General features: G+C 62.5%; 24 protein-coding genes. 10 read left to right on the plus strand and 14 right to left on the minus strand.

Features of this window, described 5'->3' with window-relative positions:
- Positions 1-41 precede the first annotated feature (41 nt).
- From uvrB to NB311A_RS11620, 4 genes are all read left to right on the plus strand, one after another.
- A complete protein-coding gene (uvrB, locus tag NB311A_RS11600; RefSeq protein WP_009798751.1) occupies positions 42-3,068 on the plus strand; it encodes an excinuclease ABC subunit UvrB in 3,027 nt (1,008 codons plus the stop codon).
- A gap of 340 nt (positions 3,069-3,408) precedes the next feature.
- The gene (locus tag NB311A_RS11605) at positions 3,409-3,750 is read left to right on the plus strand and encodes a hypothetical protein (protein WP_009798752.1); all 342 of its coding nucleotides are present in this window, start codon (positions 3,409-3,411) and stop codon (positions 3,748-3,750) included.
- 633 nt (positions 3,751-4,383) lie between these two features.
- Entirely contained in the window at positions 4,384-5,250 is an 867-nt protein-coding gene (locus NB311A_RS11615; RefSeq protein WP_245256991.1) for a hypothetical protein, read from the plus strand.
- Positions 5,251-5,402: 152 nt separating this feature from the next.
- On the plus strand, positions 5,403-5,831 hold the full coding sequence (locus tag NB311A_RS11620) for a hypothetical protein (protein WP_040675111.1): 429 nt from the start codon (positions 5,403-5,405) through the stop codon (positions 5,829-5,831).
- Between the two features lie 97 nt (positions 5,832-5,928).
- On the opposite strand, the gene NB311A_RS11625 is transcribed toward NB311A_RS11620, so the two are convergent.
- From NB311A_RS11625 to lgt, 4 genes are all read right to left on the minus strand, one after another.
- Complete coding sequence (locus NB311A_RS11625; protein WP_009798756.1) at positions 5,929-6,882, minus strand: ribose-phosphate pyrophosphokinase; 954 nt, start codon at positions 6,880-6,882, stop codon at positions 5,929-5,931.
- Positions 6,883-7,278: 396 nt separating this feature from the next.
- Positions 7,279-8,049, minus strand: coding sequence for a peptidoglycan editing factor PgeF (pgeF, locus tag NB311A_RS11630; RefSeq protein ID WP_009798757.1), 771 nt, complete (start codon positions 8,047-8,049; stop codon positions 7,279-7,281).
- Positions 8,046-9,170, minus strand: coding sequence for a class I SAM-dependent methyltransferase (locus NB311A_RS11635; RefSeq protein ID WP_009798758.1), 1,125 nt, complete (start codon positions 9,168-9,170; stop codon positions 8,046-8,048). Before NB311A_RS11635 ends, pgeF begins: the two co-directional genes overlap by 4 nt.
- Positions 9,163-10,038 carry a prolipoprotein diacylglyceryl transferase gene (gene lgt, locus NB311A_RS11640; RefSeq protein WP_040675114.1) on the minus strand — a complete coding sequence of 292 codons (876 nt, stop codon included), beginning with the start codon at positions 10,036-10,038 and terminating at the stop codon, positions 9,163-9,165. The genes NB311A_RS11635 and lgt overlap by 8 nt, the downstream gene beginning before the upstream one ends.
- A 297-nt stretch (positions 10,039-10,335) precedes the next feature.
- Between lgt and NB311A_RS11645 the strand changes: the two genes are divergently transcribed.
- Complete coding sequence (locus NB311A_RS11645) at positions 10,336-10,593, plus strand: accessory factor UbiK family protein (RefSeq protein WP_040675116.1); 258 nt, start codon at positions 10,336-10,338, stop codon at positions 10,591-10,593.
- A 21-nt stretch (positions 10,594-10,614) separates the two neighbouring features.
- Here NB311A_RS11645 and NB311A_RS22005 read toward each other — a convergent pair whose 3' ends face one another.
- Both NB311A_RS22005 and NB311A_RS22640 read right to left on the minus strand, forming a co-directional pair.
- A complete protein-coding gene (locus tag NB311A_RS22005; protein WP_009798761.1) occupies positions 10,615-10,767 on the minus strand; it encodes a hypothetical protein in 153 nt (50 codons plus the stop codon).
- Between the two features lie 175 nt (positions 10,768-10,942).
- Entirely contained in the window at positions 10,943-11,215 is a 273-nt protein-coding gene (locus NB311A_RS22640; RefSeq protein ID WP_245256992.1) for a hypothetical protein, read from the minus strand.
- A 149-nt stretch (positions 11,216-11,364) separates the two neighbouring features.
- Here NB311A_RS22640 and NB311A_RS11655 point away from each other — a divergent pair, with 149 nt between their 5' ends.
- Complete coding sequence (locus NB311A_RS11655; RefSeq protein WP_009798762.1) at positions 11,365-11,661, plus strand: DUF4282 domain-containing protein; 297 nt, start codon at positions 11,365-11,367, stop codon at positions 11,659-11,661.
- 91 nt (positions 11,662-11,752) lie between these two features.
- On the opposite strand, the gene ychF is transcribed toward NB311A_RS11655, so the two are convergent.
- The 3 genes from ychF to NB311A_RS11670 form a co-directional block, all read right to left on the minus strand.
- Positions 11,753-12,850 (minus strand): redox-regulated ATPase YchF, encoded by a 1,098-nt coding sequence (gene ychF / locus NB311A_RS11660; RefSeq protein ID WP_009798763.1) that lies wholly within the window; start codon positions 12,848-12,850, stop codon positions 11,753-11,755.
- A gap of 77 nt (positions 12,851-12,927) precedes the next feature.
- The gene (gene pth, locus NB311A_RS11665; protein ID WP_009798764.1) at positions 12,928-13,542 is read right to left on the minus strand and encodes an aminoacyl-tRNA hydrolase; all 615 of its coding nucleotides are present in this window, start codon (positions 13,540-13,542) and stop codon (positions 12,928-12,930) included.
- A 15-nt stretch (positions 13,543-13,557) separates the two neighbouring features.
- The gene (locus NB311A_RS11670) at positions 13,558-14,259 is read right to left on the minus strand and encodes a 50S ribosomal protein L25/general stress protein Ctc (protein WP_009798765.1); all 702 of its coding nucleotides are present in this window, start codon (positions 14,257-14,259) and stop codon (positions 13,558-13,560) included.
- A gap of 695 nt (positions 14,260-14,954) precedes the next feature.
- Here NB311A_RS11670 and NB311A_RS11675 point away from each other — a divergent pair.
- The 3 genes from NB311A_RS11675 (at position 14,955) to NB311A_RS11685 (ending at position 18,134) form a co-directional block, all read left to right on the plus strand.
- Entirely contained in the window at positions 14,955-15,455 is a 501-nt protein-coding gene (locus tag NB311A_RS11675) for a YbjN domain-containing protein (protein ID WP_009798766.1), read from the plus strand.
- Between the two features lie 183 nt (positions 15,456-15,638).
- Positions 15,639-16,469, plus strand: a complete 831-nt coding sequence (gene proC / locus NB311A_RS11680; RefSeq protein WP_009798767.1) for a pyrroline-5-carboxylate reductase — start codon at positions 15,639-15,641, stop codon at positions 16,467-16,469.
- Positions 16,470-16,625: 156 nt separating this feature from the next.
- Positions 16,626-18,134: an aldehyde dehydrogenase family protein gene (locus NB311A_RS11685; protein ID WP_009798768.1), complete on the plus strand. Its 1,509-nt coding sequence runs from the start codon at positions 16,626-16,628 to the stop codon at positions 18,132-18,134.
- A 129-nt stretch (positions 18,135-18,263) separates the two neighbouring features.
- Here the strand turns inward: NB311A_RS11685 and rocD are convergent, their stop codons facing one another.
- The 4 genes from rocD to NB311A_RS11705 form a co-directional block, all read right to left on the minus strand.
- Positions 18,264-19,481, minus strand: a complete 1,218-nt coding sequence (rocD, locus tag NB311A_RS11690; RefSeq protein WP_009798769.1) for an ornithine--oxo-acid transaminase — start codon at positions 19,479-19,481, stop codon at positions 18,264-18,266.
- Between the two features lie 216 nt (positions 19,482-19,697).
- Positions 19,698-21,098, minus strand: coding sequence for an ATP-binding protein (locus tag NB311A_RS11695; RefSeq protein WP_009798770.1), 1,401 nt, complete (start codon positions 21,096-21,098; stop codon positions 19,698-19,700).
- Positions 21,095-21,823, minus strand: a complete 729-nt coding sequence (locus NB311A_RS11700; RefSeq protein WP_009798771.1) for a response regulator — start codon at positions 21,821-21,823, stop codon at positions 21,095-21,097. The genes NB311A_RS11695 and NB311A_RS11700 overlap by 4 nt, the downstream gene beginning before the upstream one ends.
- The gene (locus NB311A_RS11705; RefSeq protein ID WP_009798772.1) at positions 21,820-22,338 is read right to left on the minus strand and encodes a MarR family winged helix-turn-helix transcriptional regulator; all 519 of its coding nucleotides are present in this window, start codon (positions 22,336-22,338) and stop codon (positions 21,820-21,822) included. Before NB311A_RS11705 ends, NB311A_RS11700 begins: the two co-directional genes overlap by 4 nt.
- Before the next feature lie 286 nt (positions 22,339-22,624).
- Here NB311A_RS11705 and NB311A_RS11710 point away from each other — a divergent pair, with 286 nt between their 5' ends.
- Positions 22,625-23,737, plus strand: a complete 1,113-nt coding sequence (locus tag NB311A_RS11710; RefSeq protein ID WP_009798773.1) for a branched-chain amino acid aminotransferase — start codon at positions 22,625-22,627, stop codon at positions 23,735-23,737.
- Between the two features lie 89 nt (positions 23,738-23,826).
- Here the strand turns inward: NB311A_RS11710 and NB311A_RS11715 are convergent, their stop codons facing one another.
- Positions 23,827-25,254, minus strand: a complete 1,428-nt coding sequence (locus NB311A_RS11715) for an MATE family efflux transporter (protein WP_009798774.1) — start codon at positions 25,252-25,254, stop codon at positions 23,827-23,829.
- Between the last annotated feature and the right edge of the window lie 73 nt (positions 25,255-25,327).

Raw genomic sequence — 25,327 nt, forward strand, 5'->3', positions numbered from 1 at the left:
GCGCCCTTTCGTGCGGGCCGGACTCGTCCCATATTGCCCGCATGGCGAAGGCTCCCGATCCCCCTCGACAACCCGGTAAGCCGGCGAGCGCACGGAAATCCAAAACCTCGAAGACGAAGGCGCATCGTCCCGAAGTGCAGCCGATCGGGCCGGCTTTGGCCGACCTGCTCAATCCGGCCATCAACCGCGGCGACGCCGGCCTCGGGTCCGGCACCGGATTGCAGCCGCCGCCGGACAATTCGTGGGACCGCCGCTCCGGGGGAGAGGCCGCGGCGCATCGCGCGCGGAGGTCAACGCGCGGCAAGAGCGATGCGACTGCGAAACGGGATGCGACGAGTTCCCCCTTTTCTCCCCAAGGGGAAGTGGCGCGAGACGGCTTCGATGAAGCGCCGCAACCGGAATTCGCGACGCCGAACTACGGCACATCGGCCACGATCCCGATGCTCGATCCGGAACTGGCGCGACAGCTGGGCCTTCCGACCGCCGAGGACGACGAGGACGCCCTGGCGCGGCCACCGCGCAGCAAGATGGAGGGCCTCGGCGTCAAGGCGACGGCGGAATCGCTGGAGGCGCTGCTTCGCGACGGCCGCCCTGAGTTCAAGAAAGACGACGGTTCGCTGAAGCTCTGGACGCCGCACCGTCCGCCGCGACCGGAGAAGAGCGAAGGCGGCGTCCGCTTCGAGATCAAATCGGAGTATCAACCCAAAGGCGACCAGCCGCAGGCGATCCGCGAACTGGTGGAAGGCATCCGGCGCAACGACCGCACCCAGGTGCTGCTCGGCGTCACCGGCTCCGGCAAGACCTACACCATGGCCAAGGTGATCGAGGCGACGCAGCGCCCTGCCCTGATTCTGGCGCCGAACAAGACGCTGGCGGCGCAGCTTTACGGCGAGTTCAAGAGCTTCTTTCCCGACAACGCGGTGGAATACTTCGTCAGCTATTACGACTACTATCAGCCCGAAGCCTACGTCCCGCGCACCGACACCTACATCGAGAAGGATTCGTCGATCAACGAGCAGATCGATCGCATGCGCCATGCCGCGACCCGCGCGCTGCTGGAGCGCGACGACGTCATCATCGTCGCTTCGGTGTCGTGCATTTACGGTATCGGCTCGGTCGAAACCTACACCGCGATGACCTTCGCCTTGAGGCGCGGCGAACGCATCGACCAGCGACAGCTCATCGCCGACCTCGTGGCGCTGCAATACAAGCGCACCAGCGCCGATTTCACCCGCGGCACTTTTCGCGTGCGCGGCGACGTCATCGACATCTTCCCGGCGCACTACGAGGACCGGGCCTGGCGCGTCAACCTGTTCGGCGACGAGGTCGAAAGCATCGAGGAGTTCGATCCCCTCACCGGCCACAAGCAGGACGAACTGGACTTCATCAAGGTCTATTCCAATTCGCACTATGTGACGCCACGGCCGACGCTGGTGCAGGCGATCAAGAGCATCAAGGTGGAGCTGAAGCAGCGGCTCGACCAGCTGCATGCCCAGGGCCGCCTTCTGGAGGCGCAACGGCTGGAGCAGCGCACCACCTTCGACCTCGAAATGATGGAGGCGACCGGGAGCTGCGCCGGCATCGAGAACTATTCGCGTTATCTCACCGGCCGCCGCCCGGGCGAGCCGCCGCCGACCTTGTTCGAATACGTCCCCGACAACGCGCTGGTGTTCGCCGACGAAAGCCATGTCAGCGTGCCGCAGATCGGCGGCATGTTTCGTGGCGATTTCAGGCGCAAGGCGACGCTCGCCGAATACGGCTTCCGCCTGCCCTCCTGCATGGACAACCGGCCGCTGCGCTTCGAGGAATGGGACATGATGCGCCCGCAAACCGTCGCGGTCTCGGCCACGCCGGGCGCGTGGGAGCTGAACGAAAGCGGCGGCGTGTTCGTCGAACAAGTGATCCGACCGACCGGCCTGATCGATCCCCCGGTCGACATCCGCCCCGCGCGCACACAGGTGGACGATCTCGTCGGCGAGGTGCGCGCCACCGCCGCGAAGGGCTATCGCTCGCTTATCACCGTGCTGACCAAGCGCATGGCGGAGGACCTCACCGAATATCTGCACGAGCAGGGCATCCGCGTCCGCTACATGCACTCGGACATCGACACCATCGAGCGCATCGAGATCATCCGTGACCTGCGGCTCGGCGCGTTCGACGCGCTGGTCGGCATCAACCTGCTGCGCGAGGGACTGGATATTCCGGAATGCGCGCTGGTCGCGATCCTCGACGCGGACAAGGAGGGGTTCCTGCGCAGCGAGACCTCGCTGATCCAGACCATCGGCCGCGCGGCCCGCAACGTCGAAGGCCGGGTGATCCTCTATGCCGATCAGGTCACCGGATCGATGCAGCGCTCCATCGCCGAGACCGACCGCCGCCGCGAGAAGCAGGTGGAGTACAACACCGCCAACGGCATCACGCCGGAGAGCGTCAGAAAATCCATCGGCGACATCCTCAACAGCGTCTACGAGCGCGACCATGTGCTGGTGGAAATCGGCGACGGCGCGGGCTCAGGTTTCCTGGCCGACGACGCGATCGCGATCGGTCATAATTTCGAGGCGGTGCTCTCCGATCTGGAAACACGGATGCGCGAGGCCGCCGCCGACCTGAACTTCGAGGAAGCCGCAAGACTGCGCGACGAGGTCAAGCGGCTGCGCGCCACCGAGCTTGCGGTGATCGACGATCCCACCATCAAGCAGCGCGGCGTCGCGGCGAAGGCCGGCAGCTACGCGGGCAACAAGAAGTATGGCGACGCGGCGAACCTGCCGGCGCGTCTCGACAAGGCGGCGCAAGGCAAGGCAGCCGGCAAGTTCGGCAAACGTGGCTCGTCAACCTCGAAAGTCCACAAGCCCTCGCTCGACGAGATGGGCATCGCCACCTGGCACGAGGTCAAGCCGACCGGCGCGCGGCCGAAGCCGCGCAAGCCGACGCTGGATGAAATGGGACCGGGAACGGAAAGCCGCATCTATCAGCCAACCTCATCGCACGAAGCCGGCCCGGAGTTCGGCCCGCGCCCGCGATCGAGCGGCGGCGCGCCGGGGAAAAGAGGCGGGTGGAAGAAAAAGTAATTCGACCGAAGAACAATCCATCGATTTCTATCGCAGGATTGAGAGCCGCATTAGGACTGGACGGATTCCCCTGATCCGTTCACGTCATCACCTCCTTCATCAATAATCAGACATTTCTTGAGCGGCGCCTGTCCCGATTGCTCCGGCTCATGTAGCCTGCTACAGCCTTTTCGTTTCTGACGGAATCAGAAGCGAGGCGCTATGATTGTAATCTGACGCGTTTTCTACATGCGAACCGGAAACCATCCTTGGGTCAAGCCTGGAGAGATGCTTCGCTCGAAAACGCTGTCAGGTGACCTTCATTCCCCTCCAACTTCCTGCACGACACTCGGGAATATCCATGGCGGACGCCGATCTCGACGTCATCATCCGGCGGCTTGCGAAACAGCAGCACAAAAATCTGATCGGTGCGGTCAAGGCGCGGCGCGACCGTTATCTCGCCCTCGCCGCCAAGGCGAAGGATGCCGCCGCCAAGCAGCGCTTGCGGCAGATGGCGAAGCACGCGTTCGAGGAAGGCGCAGCCGCCGCAAGGCGAATGCAGATGTCCGCCGACAACGCCGCCGACAGTTACGCACGCGGGATGCGGCGGGCGGCGGATATGCTTGCAGCTGAATCAGCCGCCGCGCCGAAAAAAACTCCGGCAAGACAGCAAAACGAAACCGGTAAAAGCCTGAAACGCTGAGATCACGATGATTGCGGATCGATGCGATCCGGAGTGATGACAGTGATTGATTCAGATCAGGGAGAGATGGGGGCGGAAAACCGCACCACACCTTTCCCGATTTTAGAGCATTTTCCGGCGAAGCGGATACCGGTTCGCCGGAAAATGCGACCAGACAACAATTTCTAGAGCATAGTCCGATTCAACTTTGATCGGATCTTGCTTCTAGATTTCACGTACCATCAGCCTCGCGGCCGCGACCCTCGCCTGCTCGTCATCCGCCACCAATAGGAATTCGCTGCGCGCCAATATCAAGCCGCTGGTCACGGTTACCGCGCGTTTTGGACAGACCCCAAAGCAACCGGTCAAAACCACCCGCGGGCGCTTCTCGCCGCGCGCCCGGCTCAATGCCTTCAATTCCGATTTCAACGCGCGTTTAACCCCGGGACCATTCGCAGCACGCTTGAGGCACTTCCTGCAGATCAATATCGGTGGCGGCCGGCGCGGCCGGGCGGTCGCCGGCGAGACTGGATTTACCATGATGAGCATATAGGTATCGCGCCCATGCGCGCATATCCGCGCGCCATAATTTCGAACGAACGGGGCGGCAATGTACGACTTCGGATCGGCTGGCAGAATATCATGGCTTCGAGAATGCGACGTGCGAGTTTGCTGCTTCTGGTGGCTGCTGCTGGCTGGACAACCGGGACGCTGTCGGCGCAATCGGGGTCTGCCGGGGTTCCCGACAGCCCGCCGGGCCATGTCACGACCGCCGACGACCCGCCGGGGGATCCCGACATCGACTGGGGCCAGCTCAGGGCCGACGGGTTCGCCCTTGCGAAGGAAAGGCCGCCGCAAGTCCTTCGTTCGCAACAGCAGCCACCCCAATCCGGCGACGAACTTACCTGGACATCGCGCGATACCGCTGACGGCTCCGCCGCCCTTACCGCGAAACGTTCGGTTTCGCCGATTTGGAACACGCACATCGGGACCGACCTGACTGTCATACGTCAACCGTCGCCACTGACGGCTTCGGAGGCAGACAAGCTTGCCACCAATGCCCGCCCATCGCAGTCCTCGGGTCAGGCGTGGGTGGCCGTCACCGCGCCCGGTCTGGGTCAGATCTGGGACAAGACCGGGCTTGAAGCGCGGATCGATCCGGCCCAGGATCAAACCATGCTTGATACCTCGCTCAGCAAATCGCTGCCGCTCAGCGATGGCCGTTACGCACTTACCGTTCAAAACGGCTATAACGTCATTCAACAGGACGCGCTGTCGGTCCCGGGCATCAAAGGAACGCGACGTTATAATATCAACCACTCGGCCAGGCTGAGCCTGAACGACACCGGCACCAGCCTGATCGCGGGGCAGTCGCTGTCATCGACCGATAATAAATGGCTTCGCAGGATCGGCGCCGAGCAGAAGCTGTTCGACGACATCAGCGTCGCCGGCTCGGTCAGCGAAACGTCAAACGGTCCCCTGAACGCGAGCCTGACCGCAGCGTTCAAGCGCAAGTGGTGACTTCTCCGCCGGGTGCGCCTGTTCGGCGATTGACATTGTTTGCCGCAGATCGGCCCCGATGTTGTCAAAATCGACAGTCCTGATGTAAGCGCTATAAACTCGTCGTGCGGGGGACAACCGCGCTCGCTCAACGCGAAACAGGGAACAAGCCGATGAACGCCACTCCATCTGAAAATGCGGAACCAAGCGCACCCGAAGCCGATACGAACCTCGCCGCCGTCTCTGAGGTCGAAGCGGGTATTCGGGATTTCGTGCGCAACGACATCGCCTATCTGCGCCGGCCCGCCGCTGGCCCCAGCACTCCGAACGCCGACACGAAACTGGAGCCGAGCACGGAAGCGACGGTCAACAATGTCAACTCGCTGATTCAGCGTGTCGCCGGGACCTCGCTCGCCGAGATCGAGAGCCTGGTCACTGAACTTGAAAGCCTTCGCGATCTGCTTCATGCGGAAGGACAGCGGGTCCAGCGCGAAATCTCGGGCTATGCCCAGTTGAGTCAGGCCGCAATGAAGTCGACGCGGATGATCGCCGACAACGTCGCGCAATGGAAGCGCAAAGCGGAGAACCTGCGCAACGAGTAGCGTACACCAATTAAGATCATGCTCGTGCAGCAGGATATTAAAGTTTGATCCAGATCGAGCCTGGATCAGACTTTAATGTCCTACTCCGATTTTACGTTCAGTCGAACAGACTGGAAACTGACTGCTCGGCGGCAGTGCGGCGGATCGCTTCGCCGATCAATCCGGCGATAGACAGCAGGCGGATGTTACCGGTCTTGTTCACGGCGTCGGTCGGCTGGATCGAATCGGTGATGACCAACTCTTTCAGTTTTGAACCGGCAATGCGCGCTGCGGCGCCGCCGGACAGAACGCCATGGGTGATGTAGGCATAGACGTCCTGCGCGCCCTTGGCGAGCAGCGCGTCGGCGGCATTGACCAGGGTGCCGCCGGAATCGACGATGTCGTCGATCAGAATGCACGTATAGCCCGCAACATCACCGATCACATTCATGACCTCGGATTCGCCGGCGCGCTCGCGGCGCTTGTCGATTATCGCCAGCGGAGCACTGATGCGCTTCGCAAGACCGCGCGCGCGCACCACGCCGCCGACGTCGGGCGACACCACCATCAGCTTGCCGAGTTCAAACTGCTCCTTGATGTCGCGGACCATCACCGGCGACGCATAAAGGTTGTCGGTCGGAATATCGAAAAAGCCTTGAATCTGCCCCGCATGCAGATCAAGCGTCAGCACACGATCCATTCCGGCGCGCGTGATCAGGTTGGCCACCAGCTTGGCCGAGATCGGTGAGCGCGAACCGACCTTTCGATCCTGTCGCGCATAGCCGAAATAGGGAATCACCGCGGTGATCCGGCGCGCCGAGGCACGGCGCAGTGCGTCCGTGATGATCAAAAGCTCCATCAGATGGTCGTTGGTCGGATACGAGGTCGACTGGATCACGTAGACGTCCGAGCCGCGCACATTCTCGAGGACTTCGACGAAGATCTCGTTGTCGGCGAAGCGACGGACGCTGGCTTTGGTGAGTTCAAGTCCGAGCCAACTGGCGATTTCCCGCGCCAGAACCGGATTGGAGTTACCGGCGACGAGCTTGACGGCGCCGTTCTTGGCGGACATCGACGCGTCTCCCCGCGATGTGGTGGATACAACGTTCAACATCCCGTCTCCCGAGAAGCTCTCCGATCCCGACCGAGGCGGTGTATCAAGGAGAGGCCAAGTCTGGCAATACGCTACCCGCGGAATCCGGCGGCGGGTCCCGCGGAATCGAGCGTAAACCAGGGCTTAGAGCATGATCCCGAAAAGTGGAAATCGGTTTTCGGCGACGAGTCTGATTCAACGCGGTTGAGCCAGACTCTAAGGAGGCGAAGCCGACCGCGCTCGCCGGCACATCGGCCATCCTCGAAAAATCCGCCCTGCGGTACCGGCTGGAAGCGCCAACTCCGCCTTTGAGCGGGACTTCGCCGCGCCGCTCAGCCCGCGACCTCGCTCGGCACCAGATCGTCGGCGGCCGCCCTATCCGGCGTCCAGCACGATCGCGTGAACGTGGCGGCCGAAATCCGGCTCCTTGCGATGCACCGAGCGGCGATAGCTGAAGAAACGCTCATTCGAATAGGTATCGATGCCGGTATCATCGATCGTCAACACTCCCGCGCATTCAAGCCGCGTCCGGATAAAACCGCCGAGATCGAACATGGCATGGCCGTCGCGCGCCGACCGAACGAAGAACCGCGCATGACCCGGATCGGCCGCTGTGAATCGCGCGACGAACTCGGCGCCGACTTCGTAGCTTTGCTGGCGGATGAGCGGCCCGATAGCGACGACGATGTCGCTGCGACGTCCGCCAAGCGCTTCCATTGCATCGATGGTTTTTTCCAGCACGCCCGTCAGCGCGCCCTTCCAGCCGGCATGCGCGGCGCCGATAACGCGAGCCCGCGGATCGGCCAACAGGACGGGGCCGCAGTCGGCCGCGGTCGCGCCGATCGCAAGCCCCGGCGTTCGCGTGACGATGGCGTCGGCACGCGGCCGCGATGACATATCCCAGGCCCTATCGGCGATCACCGCGTCGGGCGAGTGGACCTGATAAAGCGAGAGAAAATTTTCCGGCGCAACACCCATCGCCTCGGCCATGCGCCGCCGGTTCTCAGCAACGTGCGCCGGGTTATCCTGCGAACCGATGCCCGCATTCAAACTCGCATAGATGCCCTGCGAGACGCCGCCCTCGCGGGTGAAAAAAGCGTGCCGCAACCCGGAAACCGTCGAAAGCAGGGTGGATGCCAGCGTCATGGAGCCTTGATGCCCCCGCGACGCTCCCGGTCGCTCAGTCCGGCCAATTCGGTGAGGCCGGGGCTGGACACGCCGATCACCTTGAACATCGACCCCATGCCGCCGCGGCCGCCTTCGGTCAGACGTTTCAGCGCACTCGCAATGCCATCGGATACTTCAGCAGTTGCCTTCGCCATCAGGTTGACGGCGCGGGCCTCGATGCCGAGCCGGCGCAGAAATTCTCCTTGCGTCACCGGCCCGTGCACGCGGGCACCGACGTCCTCGGCGGCGCGGGCGAGCGCCTCGAAATCCACATGGGCTGTCACGTCCACCCGACCTGGATATTTCAGCGGATCGGCGAAGCTGTGTCTTGCGATGGCCTGAAAGGTATCGCCCGCGTCGCTGCGCTCATGGCCGTAATCGATGATCAGCGCCGCGCCGCCCTGATCGCGAACGCGGGTTGCGATGGACATGATCTCGGCATCCGGACGCCATTCGAAAATAGCCCCGACCGGCGCCGCGCGCACCAGCGGCGGCAGCAGCACATCGAAGCGGGGCGTCGGCGTAGCGCTGACGCCGAACACCAGTTGACCGCCGTCGATATCGACAACCCGCTCGTGCCATCCGTCGTCGCCCTTGACCATCTGATGGACCGGAAGCACGTCGAAATACTCGTTGGCGAAAATGATCGCCGGCCCCTGCGGCACCTCGTCCAGGCTCGCGTGCCACTGGATGTTCGGCGCGTCGGAGAGCGCCGCCATCTGCTTCTCCCTCAGCACCGGATTGATTTCGACCATATGGACGCTAAGCGACTCATACATCGGCGGCAGCACCCGCAGCGCGCGCAACGCATCCGCCATCATGGTGCCGCGGCCAGGACCAAGCTCGATCAGCCGCAGCGTGAGCGGAGAGCCGATCGTCCGCCACACGGAGGCGCCCCACAATCCGAGCAGTTCTCCGAACATCTGGCTGACTTCAGGCGATGTGATGAAGTCGCCCTCGCGCCCCAGCGGATCGCGCGCGATATAGTAACCGTGCTCGGGATGGGTCAGGCAAAGCTGCATGTAACGCCAGACCGGCAGCGGACCGGACGTCTTGATCAGCCTCTTGATGTCGGCCAGCAGCGGAGCAGGTTCAGTCACGATCGACCTTGGTTGAAACGCCCGGATTCGGGATCGCTTGCGTATCGAGCGTCCGCGAGCCGCGGGACCAGGCGGCGTAGACGATGACGAGACCGGCGATAACCATCGGTATCGATAATAGCATCCCCATGGTCAATCCGCCCCACAGAAATCCGAGCTGTGGATCCGGCTCGCGGAAGAATTCGGAGACGATCCGTGCCATTGCGTAGAGCGCGATGAAGCTGCCGAGAACCAGGCCCGGCCGCTTCAGCGCGCCGAGACGGATCATCAGCGCGAGGATCGTGAACAGTACCAGCCCCTCGAGCGTGGCCTCGTAGAGCTGGCTCGGATGGCGCGGCAACGGACCGCCGTTAGGAAAAACCATGGCCCAGGGCAGGCTTGGGTCGGCCGCACGCCCCCACAACTCGCTGTTGATGAAATTGGCGATACGGCCCAGAAACAGGCCGATCGGCCCGACCGCGGTGGCGACGTCACCAAGCGACAGGATCGGCAGGCCGTGTCGGCGGCAGAACAGGATGACCGCCGCGACACAGCCCATGAAGCCGCCATGAAACGACATGCCGCCGTTCCAGAGCTGAAAGATCTGGGCAGGGTGGTGAATGAAGAAATCCGGATTGTAGAACAGCACATAGCCGACGCGGCCGCCGAGGATGATCCCGATCGTCACCCACAGGATGAAGTCGTCGAGCTGCACCACCGAGATCGGGGCCGGTCCGCCCCAGAGCGTCTCACTCCTGAGTAGCGCCCGCGCATAAAGCCAGCCGAGCAAGATACCGCCGATATAGGCCAGCGCATACCAGCGGATCGCGATCGGGCCAAGCGAAATGGCGACGGGATCGAATACGGGATAGGTGATGAGGAGAAACATCGGATTCATTCTATCTATAGCGTTTTTGAGCGAAGTGGATACCGGTTCGCATGAAGAAAACGCATCAGAACAACAATCTAAAGATTCGCGTCTGATTCAATCAGAAGCGAATCTTTAGGCATCATCCCCGCGCTCGCCGCGGGCATCCACGTCTCGAACGGCCCCGTGACGATTGCAAGGGAAATCCGCCCCCAACAACGCTTGCGGAGGTTTGAGAAGCGGACTTGAACTGCCGTGCCGGGATCGCCATTCTCTATCGGTGACGTGGCGATCGTGCCGCCGGCCGGAGACACCAGGATGACCCAGACCAGCAACCGGTTTTTTGACGAAATCGGACGGCTTATGAACGATACCGCCGGAGTGGCTCAGGGGCTCAAGCGTGAGGTCGACGCGGTGGTCCGCCATCAGGCAGAGAAAATCCTGCGCGATCTCGATATGGTCAAGCGCGAGGAATTCGAGGCGGTGAAGGAGATGGCGCGGCTTGCGCGCGAGGACAATGAGGCGCTGAAGGCACGCATCGCGGCGCTTGAGGCCAGGCTCGGCCAGGCCGGCTGAGCGGATCGCGTTCAGTCGCAATCAGCGAGGAGCGATGCGCGCGACTGCAACATTGTCCAGCGAATATATGCCGTCTGCGTAGCGCTTCACCACGATCCAGGTTGCCAGCGCCACGGCCAGCGTCACGCTCGCGAACAGCAAGCCGACGATCTTCAATCCGGTGCGATCCGTCATAGCGTTCCCCCTGCCCCATCGAGCGTTTTCGAGCGAAGCACACCCTCGGGCTTGACCCGGGATGGCCTGCCTGTTTGCGTAACAAAAACGCGTCAGATCAAGATCGTGGAGCCCGCTTCCGACCCCCATCGGAAGCGACAAGACTCCAAGCGACTCGACAAGAGCCTCTGAGGGTTCACAATTTCTTAAGGCTGGCCGTTTCTCGAATAAAATCCTGCCGGACCAGGTCGATCTTGCAACAGTGCAGCACCTCAATCCTGCGGATGCCGGCGCGGCACGAAGACCGAGCCCAAGATAAAAAACAGTTCACCGCGCTGGTTCGTGCCGGGCCGGTGTTACGCACCTGCATAACGCCCCATTCCGAACGACTACGCGACACACGCGCCACATGCCGCGGCCCGAAAGTCCCGAAATGACCAAGGGGAAAATCTTCAAAAGTCAGGGTCATGGCGCGACCTGCTGAAGGACGCCCGATTGTGGCCGCTATTTGCGGCAATCTCAACCCGCACGCGTGCTGCGGCGCGAACTTGCCGGGAGCGGCCCTTGGGGTAAGTGCCGCCCGGCCTATGACCCGCGACGCGCGAGGGGGAACGGCAGATGTTTGAAATCCGGGATCTGTTTCAGTGGGATCGTTTCATCACACCCACGATCATCAAGGTATTTTATTGGCTGGTCATTGTCCTGATCGTGCTGTCCGGATTGTCCGGCATCTTCGCGGGACTGGCCTCAATGGCCGTCAGTCCCTTTAGTGGCTTCATTACAATTCTTCTGAACGTCGCCGGCGTCCTCGTTGGCATCGTGTTTTCGCGGATTGCAGCCGAATCCATCTTGATCGTGTTTCGTATCAACGAGCATCTCGGTGCTATTCGCGATCAAGGTTCGACGCGGCCGTAGCTCACATCCTTAACTTTTGATCGAGCATGATCTTATCCGAAAACCGGTTCCCACTTTACGCTGGCGCGGCCCTTCGGGTCGGGATCATGCTCTAGGTATTGAACCGGAAATGCATGACGTCGCCATCGGCGACGACATATTCTTTTCCCTCCAGCCGTAGCTTGCCGACATCGCGCGCGCCGGCTTCGCCCCCGAGCGCCGCATAGTCGGCGTAAGCGATGGTTTCGGCGCGAATGAAACCCTTCTCGAAGTCGGTGTGAATGACACCTGCCGCGGCGGGCGCCTTGGTGCCGCGGGTAATGGTCCAGGCGCGCGCTTCCTTCGGCCCGACCGTGAAATAGGTGATGAGATCAAGCAGCCGGTAGCCGGCGCGGATCAGCCGGTCGAGCCCCGCTTCTTCCAGCCCCAGCGTCTCCAGGAAATCGGCGCGCTCGTCGCGGGACAGCGTCGCGATCTCGGATTCGATCTTCGCGGAAATCACCACCGCGATCGCGCCTTCCTTCGCCGCATGGTCGAACACGGCCTGCGAGAAGGCGTTGCCGCTCGCCGCCGAGCCCTCCTCCACGTTGCAAACGTAGAGCACCGGCTTTGAGGTCAGCAGACCAAGCATGCGGAAGCTGCGCTCTTCTTCAGGCTTGCGCTCCATGCCGCGCGTCGGCTCGCCGTCGCGCAACAGCTTGAGCGCGCGCTCAACCAGGTCGAGCTGCTCCTTGGCCTCCTTGTCGTTACCTTTCGCCTTCTTCGAGAGATTGTCGACGCGCTTCTCGAGACTCTCGAGATCAGCCAGCATCAGTTCGGTCTCGATGGTCTCGATGTCCGCAAGCGGCGCGATCTTACCCTCGACATGAGTGATGTCGGAATCCTCGAAACAGCGAACCACATGCGCGACCGCATCGACCTCGCGGATATTGGCGAGGAACTGGTTGCCGAGCCCTTCCCCCTTGGATGCACCGCGCACCAGACCCGCGATGTCCACGAACGTCAGTTGCGTCGGAATGATCTGCGCCGATTTGGCGATCTCAGCGAGCCTGCCGAGGCGCGGATCCGGCACCGCAACAGCGCCGACATTGGGCTCGATGGTGCAGAACGGATAGTTGGCCGCCTGCGCCGCCGCAGTCTCCGTCAGCGCATTGAAGAGCGTCGACTTGCCGACATTGGGCAACCCAACGATACCGCATTTGAAACCCATGATTCATTTTCCGATGATTGGCGCAAACAGCGCCGCTGGACTGGATCGCCGAATCAAGTCCGGCAATGACGGCGCGTTTACTTGCAGGCGTTGTCGTCTTTGCTGTCCTTCTCGACGAATCCCTTCGCCTGCATCGCAAGATGCACCTTGTTCTGAAATGTCGAATCCCTGGCGGCAACGAGCAGCGCCGCGTTTTCCGCAACGACATCCACCAACGCATCGACCCAGGGGCGCTCGCCTTTGGCGAAGTCGTTCAGCACGTGCGCATGCACCAAGTCCTTGACGCCGGGGTGACCGACGCCCAGCCGGACGCGGCGGTAGCCGTTGCCAATATGCGCCGAGATCGATCGCAGGCCGTTGTGTCCGGCAATGCCGCCGCCGACCTTGACGCGAACCTTGGCGGATGGGAGTTCGATCTCGTCGTGAAACACCACGACATCACCTTCCGTCAGCTTGAAGAACCGCACGGCGTCCTGAACCGCGTTGCCGGAATTGTTCATGTAGGTCGCCGGCTTGAGCAGGATGACCCGCTCCCGGTCGAGCGTGCCTTCGGAAGCCTCGCCCTGAAAGCGACGGCGCCACGGTGCGAAACCGTGACGCCGCGCAATCTCGTCCACGACCATGAACCCGATGTTGTGTCGGTTCCCCTGATACTTCGTGCCGGGATTTCCCAGTCCGACGAACAGGCGCATGATGTCGGTTGTCGCTTACTTCTTCTTGTCGCCGCCTGCGGGCGCCTTCGCGCCGCCGGCTGCGCCCGCAGCAGCTGCGGGAGTTGCACCGGCAGCCGGAGCCGCGGTGCCGGCCGCGGCGGCAGCAGCGGCTGCCTTGAGTTCTTCCGCGTAGCCTGACGGCGGCACGATGGTCACCAACGTGACGTCCTCTCGGGCCAGCGTTTTCACGCCAGGCGGCAACTCAACGTCGGACAGATGGAGCGAGTGGTTGATTTCGAGTGCGCCGACATCGGCCTCGATGAATTGCGGGATGTTTTCAGCCGCGCACTCGATATCGATGGCATGGGTCACGAGGTTGACGGTGCCGCCTCGCTTCACGCCGGGCGCGACATCCGCCTTCAGCAGGCGAAGCGGAACGCTGACGCGAATGGCGGCGCCTTCGCCGAGCCGCATGAAGTCCACATGGATCGGAAAGTCCTTAACCGGATCGAGATGGAAGTCGCGCGGAATCACGCGGTGCTTCTTGCCATCCAGGTTGATGTCGAAGATCGTGGTCAGGAAACGGCCTGCCAGAATGCGCTGACGCAGTTCGGCTCCTTCAACCGAGATCGGCTGCGGAGGTTGCTTGTTTCCGTAGATCACAGCCGGCACTCGGCCTGCGCGACGCTCGGCCCGGGCGGCCCCCTTGCCGCTCTTCGGACGCGCGGTCGCCTTCAATTCCCTGACGGTCGCCATCGATTTATCCTTGTTTTTCAAAAAGTTAAAGGCCGCAATCGCGGCCCGTTACACGTCACCGGCAAGCCTCCAGGGGTGCGGGGGCCGTGAGACGTGGCGGCGTTCTAACTGCAAACGCCCGAAATAACAAGGAATCGGGACGGATTTTTCCGACTCTCCGGCGGTCGCGTAAGTCGCTTTTATAGCGTGGAGAATGGGAAGGCGGATCCGCTCGGGATCGCGCGCAAGGAGACGCTTCGGTCAAACTCATGCGCCGTGAAAAAAGAGACTGCTTGCACAAGAATCAAACATCGAAAGTTTTCGAAACTGATGCGGCGTTGCCGTGGGGCAGACACACCATCGCGTGGCCAACGAGCCCGGACATCATCCACGCCGGAATCTTTGAATACCGGACTCGCAGCAAGCGAGTCTTAACCGCAAGACTCGTACAACGCGCGTCCGACTCCGTTTTGTTCACGGCGCAAGCCGTCTTCCCGTTTCGATCAGTTGTGGACGACGCGCGCTTTGCCTGTGGACGGACTCCGGGCGGCGTTGCGCCGATTCCGCAAATCACATCACTTGATCCACGCAAGACAACATCTTCATTCGATCAGCACGGGTGATGGATCGTCTGAAAGATCGATGTCCGCCGCGTACCAGCACCGGCCGTTCTATGCGTGCGTATCAACACAAGAAAAAGCAAGGATCGGGACGGCATGTCGCTGCTCGAAGGCGTTATCGATTCCAAGAACAATCCGCTGGCGGTGGTCGAGGACATCGCCGCCACCAACGATTGGGCGTTCGAGCGTTCCGGCGAAGACGAAATCACAATCGTCTCGAAGGGCAACTGGACCGATTATCAGCTCACCTTCACCTGGATGGGCGAAATCGATGCGCTGCATCTCGCCTGCGCCTTCGACATGAAGATTCCGACCGCCCGGCGCAATGAGGCCCAGCGTGCGATCGCTGCGATTAACGAGCAATTGTGGGTCGGCCATTTCGATATATGGATCCAGACCGGGACGATCATGTACCGCCATGCGCTTGTCCTTCCCGACGGGCTGATTGCCTCGAACGCGCAGTGCGAGACCATGATGGCCGGGGCGATCCACGCCTGCGAGCGCTACTACCCGGCGCTGCAATTCGTGATCTGGGCTGGAAAGTCGGCAACGGAAGCGATGACCGCCGCGATGTTCGACACCGAGGGCGAGGCGTAATAGCCAGGCTTGACCTGGTTGTTCATCCCCTTGCAATTCGTTCAATGAAATGATGGATCGCCGGATCGTCCGCACTTGAGCGCGCCTCACGGGGTTCGAAGACGTGGATGGCTCGAATCAAGACGGCCATGACGCTGATATCAGTGATAGTGTGGTGTCTATTCGCCGAGCCCGGAATCTTTCATGGTTGAATCACAAACCTCCCTCGCAGACATCTCGGGCACCGTCGTTCTCGCCGGCGCCGGGAAGATGGGCGGCGCGCTTCTCACGGGATGGCTCGCGCGCGGACTGGATCCGAAGCGCGTCGTCGTGATCGAGCCCTACCCGTCCGACGACATCCGAACGCTCTCCGGCCATGATATCCGGCTGAACCCCGCAGCAGAGGACATCGGCGACGCCGCGGCGCTCGTGCTCGCGGTCAAGCCGCAGACCTTCGGCGATGCCGCTCCGGCGTTGCGGCCGCTGATCGGGCGCTCGACCCTGGTGGTGTCGATCATGGCGGGCACGACGATCGCCATGCTCGATAAGCTCTGCGGCGGCAGCATCGTCCGCGCGATGCCCAATACGCCGGCCGCGATCGGACGCGGCATCACGGTCGCGGTCGCCGCGACGGGCGTGAACGAAAAACAGCGCGCCATGGCCGACGCGCTGCTGCGCGCGACCGGAGCGGTGGAATGGATCGATGACGAAACGCTGATGGACGCTGTCACGGCCGTCTCGGGATCCGGCCCCGCCTACGTCTTCCTGCTCGCCGAGGAGCTGGCGCGCGCCGGCGTCAGCGCGGGCCTGCCTGCCGGTCTCGCTGCAAAGCTGGCTCGGGAGACCGTGGCCGGGTCAGGCGAATTGCTGCATCGATCCGATCTCGACGCCGCAACGCTGCGCCGGAACGTCACGTCGCCCGGCGGCACCACCGCCGCAGCGCTCGACGTATTGATGGGCGAGCAGGGCATGAAAGACTTGATGACGCGGGCGGTCGCCGCCGCGACGAGGCGATCGCAGGAACTGGCGAACTAACTCTTCGAAGCGCGCGCAACGGCTAAAGTGCCCCCGGCGATCCGAGAAATTCCACAATCGCTTGGCGCGCAGGTTGCCGGAACGCTCATCCGGCTTGAAGAATTGTCGTGACTTGCCGCAACATGGGCCGCCAGACCCGTTTGGGAGAAAGCTCACATGCTCGCCAACGAGGTTACCTCCCTGCTCGATCATCTCGGAGTTTCAGCCGATCGTCGGACCGGCGCACGCGCCGTGCGCTCGCCTCTGACCGGCAAGACCATCGGGCACGTTCAGGATGCAAGCCAGCAGGATGCGGCCGAGACCATCGCGCTGGCCGAAGCGGCGTTCCGGCGATGGCGCGAGGTGCCTCCGCCGCGGCGCGGCGAACTGGTTCGCCTGCTCGGTCATGAACTGCGCGCTGCCCGGGATGCGCTGGGCCGCCTGGTCACCATCGAAGCCGGAAAGATCGTTTCGGAAGGCCGTGGCGAGGTGCAGGAGATGATCGACATCTGCGACTTCGCGGTCGGGCTGTCGCGACAGCTTTACGGCCTTACCATTGCCAGCGAGCGGCCCCATCACCGCATGATGGAGCAATGGCATCCGCTCGGCCCGGCCGGCGTCATCACCTCGTTCAATTTCCCCGTCGCGGTATGGTCGTGGAATGCGGCGCTGGCGCTGGTCTGCGGCAATCCGGTGATCTGGAAGCCCTCGGAAAAAACGCCACTGACAGCGCTGGCGGTGCAGACGTTGTTCGAACGCGCCGCCGTCAGGGCGGGCAACATCCCGCACGGCCTATGCACCGTACTGCTCGGCGGGCGCGATGTCGGCGAAGTCCTGGTCAACGACCCGCGGGTGCCGCTGGTTTCCGCGACCGGATCGACAGCGATGGGCCGCGAGGTCGGAACGCAACTTGCGCGGCGGTTCGGGCGAAGCATCCTCGAACTCGGCGGTAACAATGGCTCGATCGTCTGCCCCTCGGCAAACCTCGATCTGGCGCTACGGGCCATCGCCTTCGCCGCCATCGGCACCGCCGGCCAGCGTTGCACCACGCTGCGGCGGTTGTTCGTTCATGACAGCATCCACGACGAGTTCATGGCGAGGCTGAAGCGCGTCTACGCCTCGGTGCGGATCGGCGACCCGCTTAAGAGCGACGAAGTGCTGGTCGGTCCGCTGATCGACGCAGCCGCATTCGAGAACATGCAGCGCGCGCTCAAGGAAGCGAGGGCGCACGGCGCGCAAGTCCACGGCGGCGAGCGTGTCGATGAGAAACAGTTTCCCGATGCATATTATGTCCGGCCGGCGCTGGTGGAAATGCCAGCGCAGACCGGGCCGGTGCTGGTCGAGACCTTCGCGCCGATTCTGTATGTCATGAAGTATACCGACCTCGATGCCGCGATCGAGCAGCACAACGCGGTCGCTCACGGTCTGTCATCCTCGATCTTCTCGACCGATATGCGTGAGGTGGAGACGTTCCTTTCAGTGGCTGGCTCCGATTGCGGCATCGTCAATGCGAACATCGGCCCTTCCGGCGCCGAAATCGGCGGCGCGTTCGGCGGCGAAAAGGAAACGGGCGGCGGCCGCGAAGCCGGCTCCGACGCCTGGAAAGCCTATATGCGCCGCGTCACCAGCACCGTAAACTACGGCGACGATCTTCCGCTCGCCCAAGGAGTCCGCTTCGACATATAGCGTTTTCGAGCGAAACATGTCCTCGGCCTTGACCCGAGGACGGATGACCTGTTCGCGTAAAGAAACGCGTCAAATAAAAATCTGAGAGTCTCCTTTCTGATTCCATCAGAAGCTGGATTAAGACAGAACTCAGGAGTGAGCTTCCGCGCGCGCGAATTCGTCCAGCACTTCGGCGACCCGATCCGCCACCCAATCGATCTGGGATTCTTCGATAATCAGCGGAGGTGCAAAACGAATGGTGTTGCGGTGAGTGTCCTTGGTCAGCACGCCGGCCTGCAACAGTCGAGTCGCGACCGCGGCGGCGTTGGCTAAATCACGATCCAGCTCGACGCCGGCGAACAGCCCACGCCCCCGCACCTCGCGGATGATGGGATTCTCGATCGCGCTGAGCCGTGCGAGCAGATACGTGCCGAGGCGCGCGGACCGCTCGACCAGTCTCTCCTCCATCAACGTATTAAGCGCAGCCAATCCGACCGCGGCCGCGATCGGATTACCGCCGAAGGTGCTGCCATGGTCGCCGGGCGCGAACACCTGCATCACCTCCCGCCGCGCCAGGAACAGCGACACCGGCATGAGTCCGCCGCCCAGCGCCTTGCCTAGCGTCACCGCATCGGGCCTCACGTCGTCGTGCTGGCAAGCCAGCAGCCGCCCGGTGCGACCGAGGCCGGACTGGATCTCGTCGCAGATCAGCAGGACATCGTGCTCCCGGCAGATGCGCGCGACTTCGGCGAGATAACCCGGCGGAGGCACGTTGATGCCCCCTTCGCCCTGAATCGGCTCGACAAGAAAGGCCGCGGTGTTCGGTGTGATCGCGGCCTGGAGTGCCGCCGCGTCGCCGAACGGCACCGACCTGAAACCGGGAGGAAACGGCCCGAAGCCGTCGCGATATTGCGCGACCGACGAGAAACCGACGATGGCGATGGTTCGGCCATGAAAATTGCCGTCACACACGATGATCTCAGCGCGGTCGGCCGGCACTCCCTTGACCGTGTAGGCCCATTTGCGCGCCGCCTTCAGCGCCGTTTCCACGGCCTCGGCGCCGCTGTTCATCGGCAGCGCCAGGTCCATCCCGGTCAGGCTGCAAGCGCGGGCGAGAAAGGCTCCGAGACGATCGTTAAAATAAGCGCGCGAAATCGTGTCCAGTTGTCGCGCCTGGTCGGTGAGCGCCTGAACCAGTCGGGGATGAGAATGGCCGAAGCTTGCCGCCGAATAAGCGCCCATCATATCGACGTAGCGCCGCCCGTTTTCATCCCAAAGGTAGACACCCTTGCCGCGCACGATCGTGACCGGCAGCGGCGCATAGTTGGAGGCGCCGTAACGCATTTCCAGCTGAACCGAGCCATCCATATCACCCGCTCCTTCAATTCGAGTGTACTCGAGGCCGCAGAGCATCATGCGTTCCTGGCCAGCCAGACCGCAACGAGCTCTCATTCAATGTGGGATGTCAGGACCAGGAAAGCTATAGCGTTTTCGAGCGAAGTGGATACCGGTTCGCGTGAAGAAAACGCGTCAAATTAGAAAGATGGTCAGGCCCGAGGAACATGCTTGGCTCGAAAATTATAATTACACCGGCACCCGCACAGTCGCGCGCAAGCCGCCCATCGGGCTATCACCGAGCGTAATATCGCCGCCGTGGGAGCGCGCGATGTCTCGCGCAATAGCGAGGCCGAGGCCGGAGCCGCCCTCGTCCTGATTGCGAGCGCTATCGAGCCGCAGGAACGGCTTGAAGACCTCCTCGCGCATGTCCTGCGGAATTCCCGGTCCGTCATCGTCGACCATGACGGTGAGCCAGCGGTGATCGCGGTGACCATTGATGGCGATGGAGTCGGCATATCGTGCCGCGTTTGACACCAGATTGCCAAGGCAACGCTTGAACGCCGCCGGCTTGACGGTGGCGACCGGAAGTCCGCTAAATACCGCCGTCGCTGCGTGACCGTTGCGTTCGGCATCGCTGCGCAATTCCTCGAGCGCGGCAGCCATATCGGTCGGCTGCGCATGCTCGCCGCTGTCGCCGCGCGCGAAAGCAAGATAAGCCTCGAGCATTCCATGCATCTCGTCGACATCCTTCCGCATGCCGTCGACGTCCGGACTATCGCCGATCAGCGCCAGCTCCAGCTTGAAGCGGGTCAGGATCGTGCGCAGGTCATGCGACACGCCGGCCAGCATCGCAGTGCGCTGCTCGATACTGCGCTCGATACGCATCTTCATTTCGATGAACGCATGCGCGGCACGGCGAACCTCGCGGGCCCCGCGCGGTCGGAAGTTCGGCGCCTCGCGGCCCTTGCCAAAACTCTCGGCGGCGTCCGCCAGCCGCAGGATCGGCTTGATCTGATTACGAAGGAACAGCACTGCGACGAACAGCAGGATCGACGACGTGCCCAGCATCCAGAACAGGAAGATTTCGGAGTTGGAGGCATAGGCGGCGCTTCGCTGCGCGAACACCCGCATCACCGCGTCATCGAGCTGGATCCTGATCTCGACCAGGTTAGACCGGCCGACCGTATCGATCCAGAACGGCTTGCCGATCTGCCTGCTGATCTGAACTGACAGCGACTGGTCGAGCAGAGAGAAGAACGGTTTCGGCCCGGGCGGCGGCATATCTCCCGGCGGCAAGAAATCGACTACGAGTCCGAGCCGCTGCTGGGCGATGCGCCGGATCGTCGTACGATCCTTGTCCTGCGGGTAATCCTTGTAGACTTCGATCAGAGCGGCGACATCCTGCACCACTGCCGTCGACAGCCGTCGCGTCACCGTATTCCAGTGGCGCTCCATGAATACGAAGGCCACCACCGATTGCAGCACCACCATAGGAACGATCATGATCAGCAGCGCCCGGGCATAGAGGCCCTCGGGCATCCACTTCTTGAACGCGTGCCCAATCCGGCTATTGGCGACCAAGACCCGCCGCAACGCCGTGCGGATCAGCGTCAGACCGGCATCAAGCGTGGTCGTGATCGACGTCAAGGAGCTGCGACCAGGCGATAGCCTACCCCGCGCACCGCCTGGAGAAATAGCGGATTGGCCGGATCACGTTCGATCTTCCGCCGCAACCGGTTGATTTGAACATCGACGGCGCGCTCGTTCACGGTTCCGCCGGCATTGAGTTCCCCGCGGCGAACCGTCTCGCCCGGCGTAGCCGCGAGCATACGCAGCATCTCGCGCTCGCGATCCGTCAGATGAATGACGTCGTCGCCCTGCCGGAGTTCGCCGCGCTCCAGATGATAGACATAAGGGCCGAACGCAATCGATTCGCTTCGCATCGCTGGCAGCGGGATCGTGCGCTTCAAGATATTCCCGATCCGCAGCACCAGCTCGCGCGGCTCGAACGGCTTGGCGAGATAGTCGTCGGCACCGATCTGCAGACCCTCGATGCGATTCTCGGCCTCGTGCAGGGCCGTCAGCATGATGATCGGCACCGGTGACGAGGCTCGGATGGAGCGGGCGAGATCAAAGCCGGTTTCGCCGGGCATCATGATGTCCAGGATCAACAGGTCGAAATGCAGGCTGAGCAATTTCGAGCGGGCGGCCTTGGCGCTCATGGCGGTGGTGACGCGATAACCCTCCCCCACCAGAAAGCGCGACAGCAGGTCCCGGATACGCCGGTCGTCGTCGACGAGCAGCAGGTGCGGAGCGTCGTCAGCCAGCTTCACCTGCACCCGCGCGACCGCTGCCGTTTGCATTACCGTCATGCCTTCACCATTTTGCCGTCGGCCCGCAGGATGGCCTCCAGTACCTTGTCAGGATCATCGTGATCGATCATCCCGAGCAAAAATTGACGCACCACCTCGGCGCCGGATGCGTCGAGGCCACGCAGCGCGCGTTTGATGCGATCGGTCTGAAGGCCCGCGAGCTGCGCTATCAGCGCCTCGCCTTTCGGGGTGGCGAAAAGAAGGCGCTGACGGCGGTCGGCGTCTCCGGCCTTCTGCACGATGTAGCCCTCATCGAGGAGCTGCTTCAGGACCCGCCCCAGAGATTGCTTCGTGATCCGCAGCACATCGAGCAAATCGGCGACGGTGAGTCCGGGGTAACGGTGGACGAAATGCATGACGCGATGATGCGCGCGGCCAAAGCCGAATTCTTCAAGCACGTGGTCAGGATCGCCGACGAAATCACGATAGGCGAAGAACAGCAGCTCGATGATATCCCAACGCGTCTCCGCAGGGCGCTCCCCCTCCCCCGCCGTTTGGGGATCGGCGGGAACCATCGTGGAGGATCGAGTCGGAGAATTTAGGACAGCCATATTGACATATCTTGGTTTCAATGTTACAAGCTGACCCCGAACGATGAAATATTATATCTCCTCGTCCAGAGCCCAATTCGGTCTCGATCTTCGAAACAGCGGCGGCAAAGGCCACGAATTCTGATGTCCGGACCGTTGCCGGGCGACGTTTCGGCCAACATACTGGACTTCGCGCCTTCCGCCAAAGTGGAAACCGGCCTCGGCCGCCGGGTCATGCCCCACGACAGACCGCTTCAAGCCGGAGAAACTCATGAGAGCTTCATTCGAAAAAACCGATGGCGCGACGCAGTTGGAGTTCGACATTCAACCGACATCCAGCCCGACGCAGGCGACCGTGCGCGCCGAAAAACTCGCGAACCCAGGCTTTGGCCGGGTGTTTACCGATCACATGGCCGTTGTGAACTACGATCAGGCGAAGGGCTGGCACGGCGCGAGGGTCGCATCGCGCGCCAACTTCCCGCTCGATCCCGCAACCGCCGTCCTGCACTACGCGCAGGAGATTTTCGAAGGTCTCAAGGCCTACAAGCGTGACGACGGCGGCGTCAATCTGTTCCGTCCCGACGCCAATGCGCGACGCTTCCGCAATTCGGCCGAGCGCATGGCGATGGCGCCGCTGCCCGAAGCCGTTTTCATCGAGGCCATCGAGCAACTCGTGCGCACCGACCGGGACTGGATTCCGGGCGGCGAAGGCAGCCTGTACCTGCGGCCCTTCATGATCGCGAACGAGGTGTTCCTTGGCGTCAAGCCCTCGGCGGAATACATCTTCGCCGTCATCGCTTCGCCGGTCGGCTCCTATTTCAAGGGCGGTCCCGCCCCCATCTCGATCTGGGTGTCCGAAAACTACACGCGCGCGGCGGTCGGCGGCACGGGCGCCGTCAAGTGCGGCGGAAACTACGCCGCCAGCCTGCGCGCGCAAGCCGAAGCCATCGATCGCGGCTGCGATCAGGTGGTTTTTCTGGATGCGATCGAGCGGCGCTACGTCGAGGAACTCGGCGGCATGAATGTTTTCTTCGTTTTCGATGACGGCTCGCTCGCGACGCCACCGCTGGGGACCATTCTGCCGGGCATCACGCGCGATTCGATCATCACGCTTGCAAAGGATTCCGGCACGCCTGTGCGCGAAGAGCCCTACACAATCGACCACTGGCGCACCGATGCCGCCAGCGGCAGGCTTCGGGAAGCCTTCGCTTGCGGCACCGCCGCCGTCGTCTCGCCGATCGGCAAGGTGTGTTCGGCGCACGGTGACTTCACCATCAACGGTGGCGCCGCCGGTCCCGTCGCGATGGCCTTTCGCAAGAAGCTGGTCGACATCCAGTACGGCCGCGCGACCGACCCGCACAAGTGGACTCGCAAGGTGCCGTGACCGGCGTGCGTTCGTCGCGAATGAAAGCAGTTATACTCACCGAGGGTAACGTCACCCCTGCTGGATCGCCCGAGCGCGGATCACGCGATTTATTCTGTGACCAAGACTTCGCGATGCCGCCTTTTTAGAGACACCAGACCGATTCGCTCACGCCGGACCCAGCGCGACATCATCAGGATGGCCACGACTGCAAGGCCCGAGGCCAACCCGATCCAGATGCCGGTGCCCCGAAACCCGAGTTTGAAGGCAAACAGCAAACTCAAGGACATGCCGAAGCCCCAATAGCCCAGGCCGGCATAAATCATCGGCACACGGGTATCCTGCAAGCCGCGCAGCATGCCGGCGCCGACCACCTGCGCGCCATCGGCAATCTGAAACACCGCCGCGCATGTGAGAAACGACACCGCGAGCCCTATCACGTCGGCGTTTGCTGCATCGTTGATGTCGACAAATGCGCTGATCAACCATCGTGGCGCGGTCATCATCGACACACTGGCGCCCGACATGAAAGCAATCGCCGAGACAAACGACGTCCATCCTGCGCGGGTTATCCCGTCGAGGTCTCGCGCGCCATACGCGCGACCGACCCGCACCGTCGCCGCCTGCGCCAGTCCCATCGGCACCATGAAGGAGACCGACGCGATCTGAATCGCAATGGCATGAGCCGCAATCGAGGCCGTGCCGAACTGTCCCATCAGGAACACCGCGGCATTGAACACGGTAATCTCGAAACCGAGCGCGGCGCCGATCGGCAAACCGACGCGCCACAGCGTGACGAGACGCGGCCAATCGGCGCGCCACCAGTTACCGAACAGACGATAGCGGCGGAACTTGTGGCCAAAGCTCGCCACCAGCACGAGCCCGAGGAACAGAAATGTATTCGACACCGTCGTTGCGATGCCGGACCCGAGCAGACCGAGCGGCGGCAGACCAAGATGGCCGAACACAAGCGCCCAGTTCGCGACGATGTTGAACAGGATCGCGACCGCGGTCACCATCATCGCCGATAACGGCCGCTCCAGCGCGGCGAAGAACGAACGCAGCACGATAAAACCCAGCGTCGGCAGCATGCCCCATTGCAACGCCCGCACGAACATCTGAGCGTCCGCCGCGAGCTGCGGTTCCTGATCGAACAGAATGAGGATTGCCTCTGTGTGCCAAAGCAGCAGCCAGCTCGGCACCGCAATCAGGACCGCCGCCCATATCCCCTGCCGAAACGTCCGTCGTACGTCGCGCACCATATGCAGCTTGCGGCCAAATGCTTCGGCCATCATCGGCGACGTCGCGGTGACGATACCGATGCCGAAGATCAGGATCGCAAAATACAGATTGACGCCAAGGGTCCCGGCGGCGAGCGCGGAAGCACCAACGCGGCCGAGCACGATCACGTCGGTGGTGGTCAGCGCGATTTGCGCGAGATTGGTGAGGACAAGGGGCCAACCGAGCGCCAGGGTGGCCCGGAATTCTCCGAGCCAGGCATCACGCGAAAGTGCACTATGGCGGGCATCAAAACGCATGGCGGCTCGGTCATCAACGGCAATCGGCGCAGAAAGACGGTATCAAGACGGTGGAACCTCTGACCGCATCGCC

This window comes from Nitrobacter sp. Nb-311A (assembly GCF_000152905.1).
Classification (GTDB): Bacteria; Pseudomonadota; Alphaproteobacteria; order Rhizobiales; family Xanthobacteraceae; genus Nitrobacter.

What these genes read in the sequence shown, in the direction of transcription:
- NB311A_RS11710 (WP_009798773.1), top strand. Translation starts at nt 22,625, where the DNA reads ATGAGAGCTTCATTCGAAAAAACCGATGGCGCGACGCAGTTGGAGTTC.
- NB311A_RS11620 (WP_040675111.1), top strand. Translation starts at nt 5,403, where the DNA reads ATGAACGCCACTCCATCTGAAAATGCGGAACCAAGCGCACCCGAAGCC.
- pth (WP_009798764.1), bottom strand. Translation starts at nt 13,542, where the DNA reads ATGCGCCTGTTCGTCGGACTGGGAAATCCCGGCACGAAGTATCAGGGG.
- proC (WP_009798767.1), top strand. Translation starts at nt 15,639, where the DNA reads ATGGTTGAATCACAAACCTCCCTCGCAGACATCTCGGGCACCGTCGTT.
- NB311A_RS11685 (WP_009798768.1), top strand. Translation starts at nt 16,626, where the DNA reads ATGCTCGCCAACGAGGTTACCTCCCTGCTCGATCATCTCGGAGTTTCA.
- NB311A_RS11705 (WP_009798772.1), bottom strand. Translation starts at nt 22,338, where the DNA reads ATGGTTCCCGCCGATCCCCAAACGGCGGGGGAGGGGGAGCGCCCTGCG.
- NB311A_RS11670 (WP_009798765.1), bottom strand. Translation starts at nt 14,259, where the DNA reads ATGGCGACCGTCAGGGAATTGAAGGCGACCGCGCGTCCGAAGAGCGGC.
- NB311A_RS11625 (WP_009798756.1), bottom strand. Translation starts at nt 6,882, where the DNA reads ATGTCCGCCAAGAACGGCGCCGTCAAGCTCGTCGCCGGTAACTCCAAT.
- NB311A_RS11715 (WP_009798774.1), bottom strand. Translation starts at nt 25,254, where the DNA reads ATGCGTTTTGATGCCCGCCATAGTGCACTTTCGCGTGATGCCTGGCTC.
- NB311A_RS11605 (WP_009798752.1), top strand. Translation starts at nt 3,409, where the DNA reads ATGGCGGACGCCGATCTCGACGTCATCATCCGGCGGCTTGCGAAACAG.
- NB311A_RS22005 (WP_009798761.1), bottom strand. Translation starts at nt 10,767, where the DNA reads ATGACGGATCGCACCGGATTGAAGATCGTCGGCTTGCTGTTCGCGAGC.
- NB311A_RS11675 (WP_009798766.1), top strand. Translation starts at nt 14,955, where the DNA reads ATGTCGCTGCTCGAAGGCGTTATCGATTCCAAGAACAATCCGCTGGCG.
- NB311A_RS11700 (WP_009798771.1), bottom strand. Translation starts at nt 21,823, where the DNA reads ATGACGGTAATGCAAACGGCAGCGGTCGCGCGGGTGCAGGTGAAGCTG.
- rocD (WP_009798769.1), bottom strand. Translation starts at nt 19,481, where the DNA reads ATGGATGGCTCGGTTCAGCTGGAAATGCGTTACGGCGCCTCCAACTAT.
- lgt (WP_040675114.1), bottom strand. Translation starts at nt 10,038, where the DNA reads ATGTTTCTCCTCATCACCTATCCCGTATTCGATCCCGTCGCCATTTCG.
- NB311A_RS11645 (WP_040675116.1), top strand. Translation starts at nt 10,336, where the DNA reads ATGACCCAGACCAGCAACCGGTTTTTTGACGAAATCGGACGGCTTATG.
- uvrB (WP_009798751.1), top strand. Translation starts at nt 42, where the DNA reads ATGGCGAAGGCTCCCGATCCCCCTCGACAACCCGGTAAGCCGGCGAGC.
- ychF (WP_009798763.1), bottom strand. Translation starts at nt 12,850, where the DNA reads ATGGGTTTCAAATGCGGTATCGTTGGGTTGCCCAATGTCGGCAAGTCG.
- pgeF (WP_009798757.1), bottom strand. Translation starts at nt 8,049, where the DNA reads ATGACGCTGGCATCCACCCTGCTTTCGACGGTTTCCGGGTTGCGGCAC.
- NB311A_RS22640 (WP_245256992.1), bottom strand. Translation starts at nt 11,215, where the DNA reads ATGACCCTGACTTTTGAAGATTTTCCCCTTGGTCATTTCGGGACTTTC.
- NB311A_RS11655 (WP_009798762.1), top strand. Translation starts at nt 11,365, where the DNA reads ATGTTTGAAATCCGGGATCTGTTTCAGTGGGATCGTTTCATCACACCC.
- NB311A_RS11615 (WP_245256991.1), top strand. Translation starts at nt 4,384, where the DNA reads ATGCGACGTGCGAGTTTGCTGCTTCTGGTGGCTGCTGCTGGCTGGACA.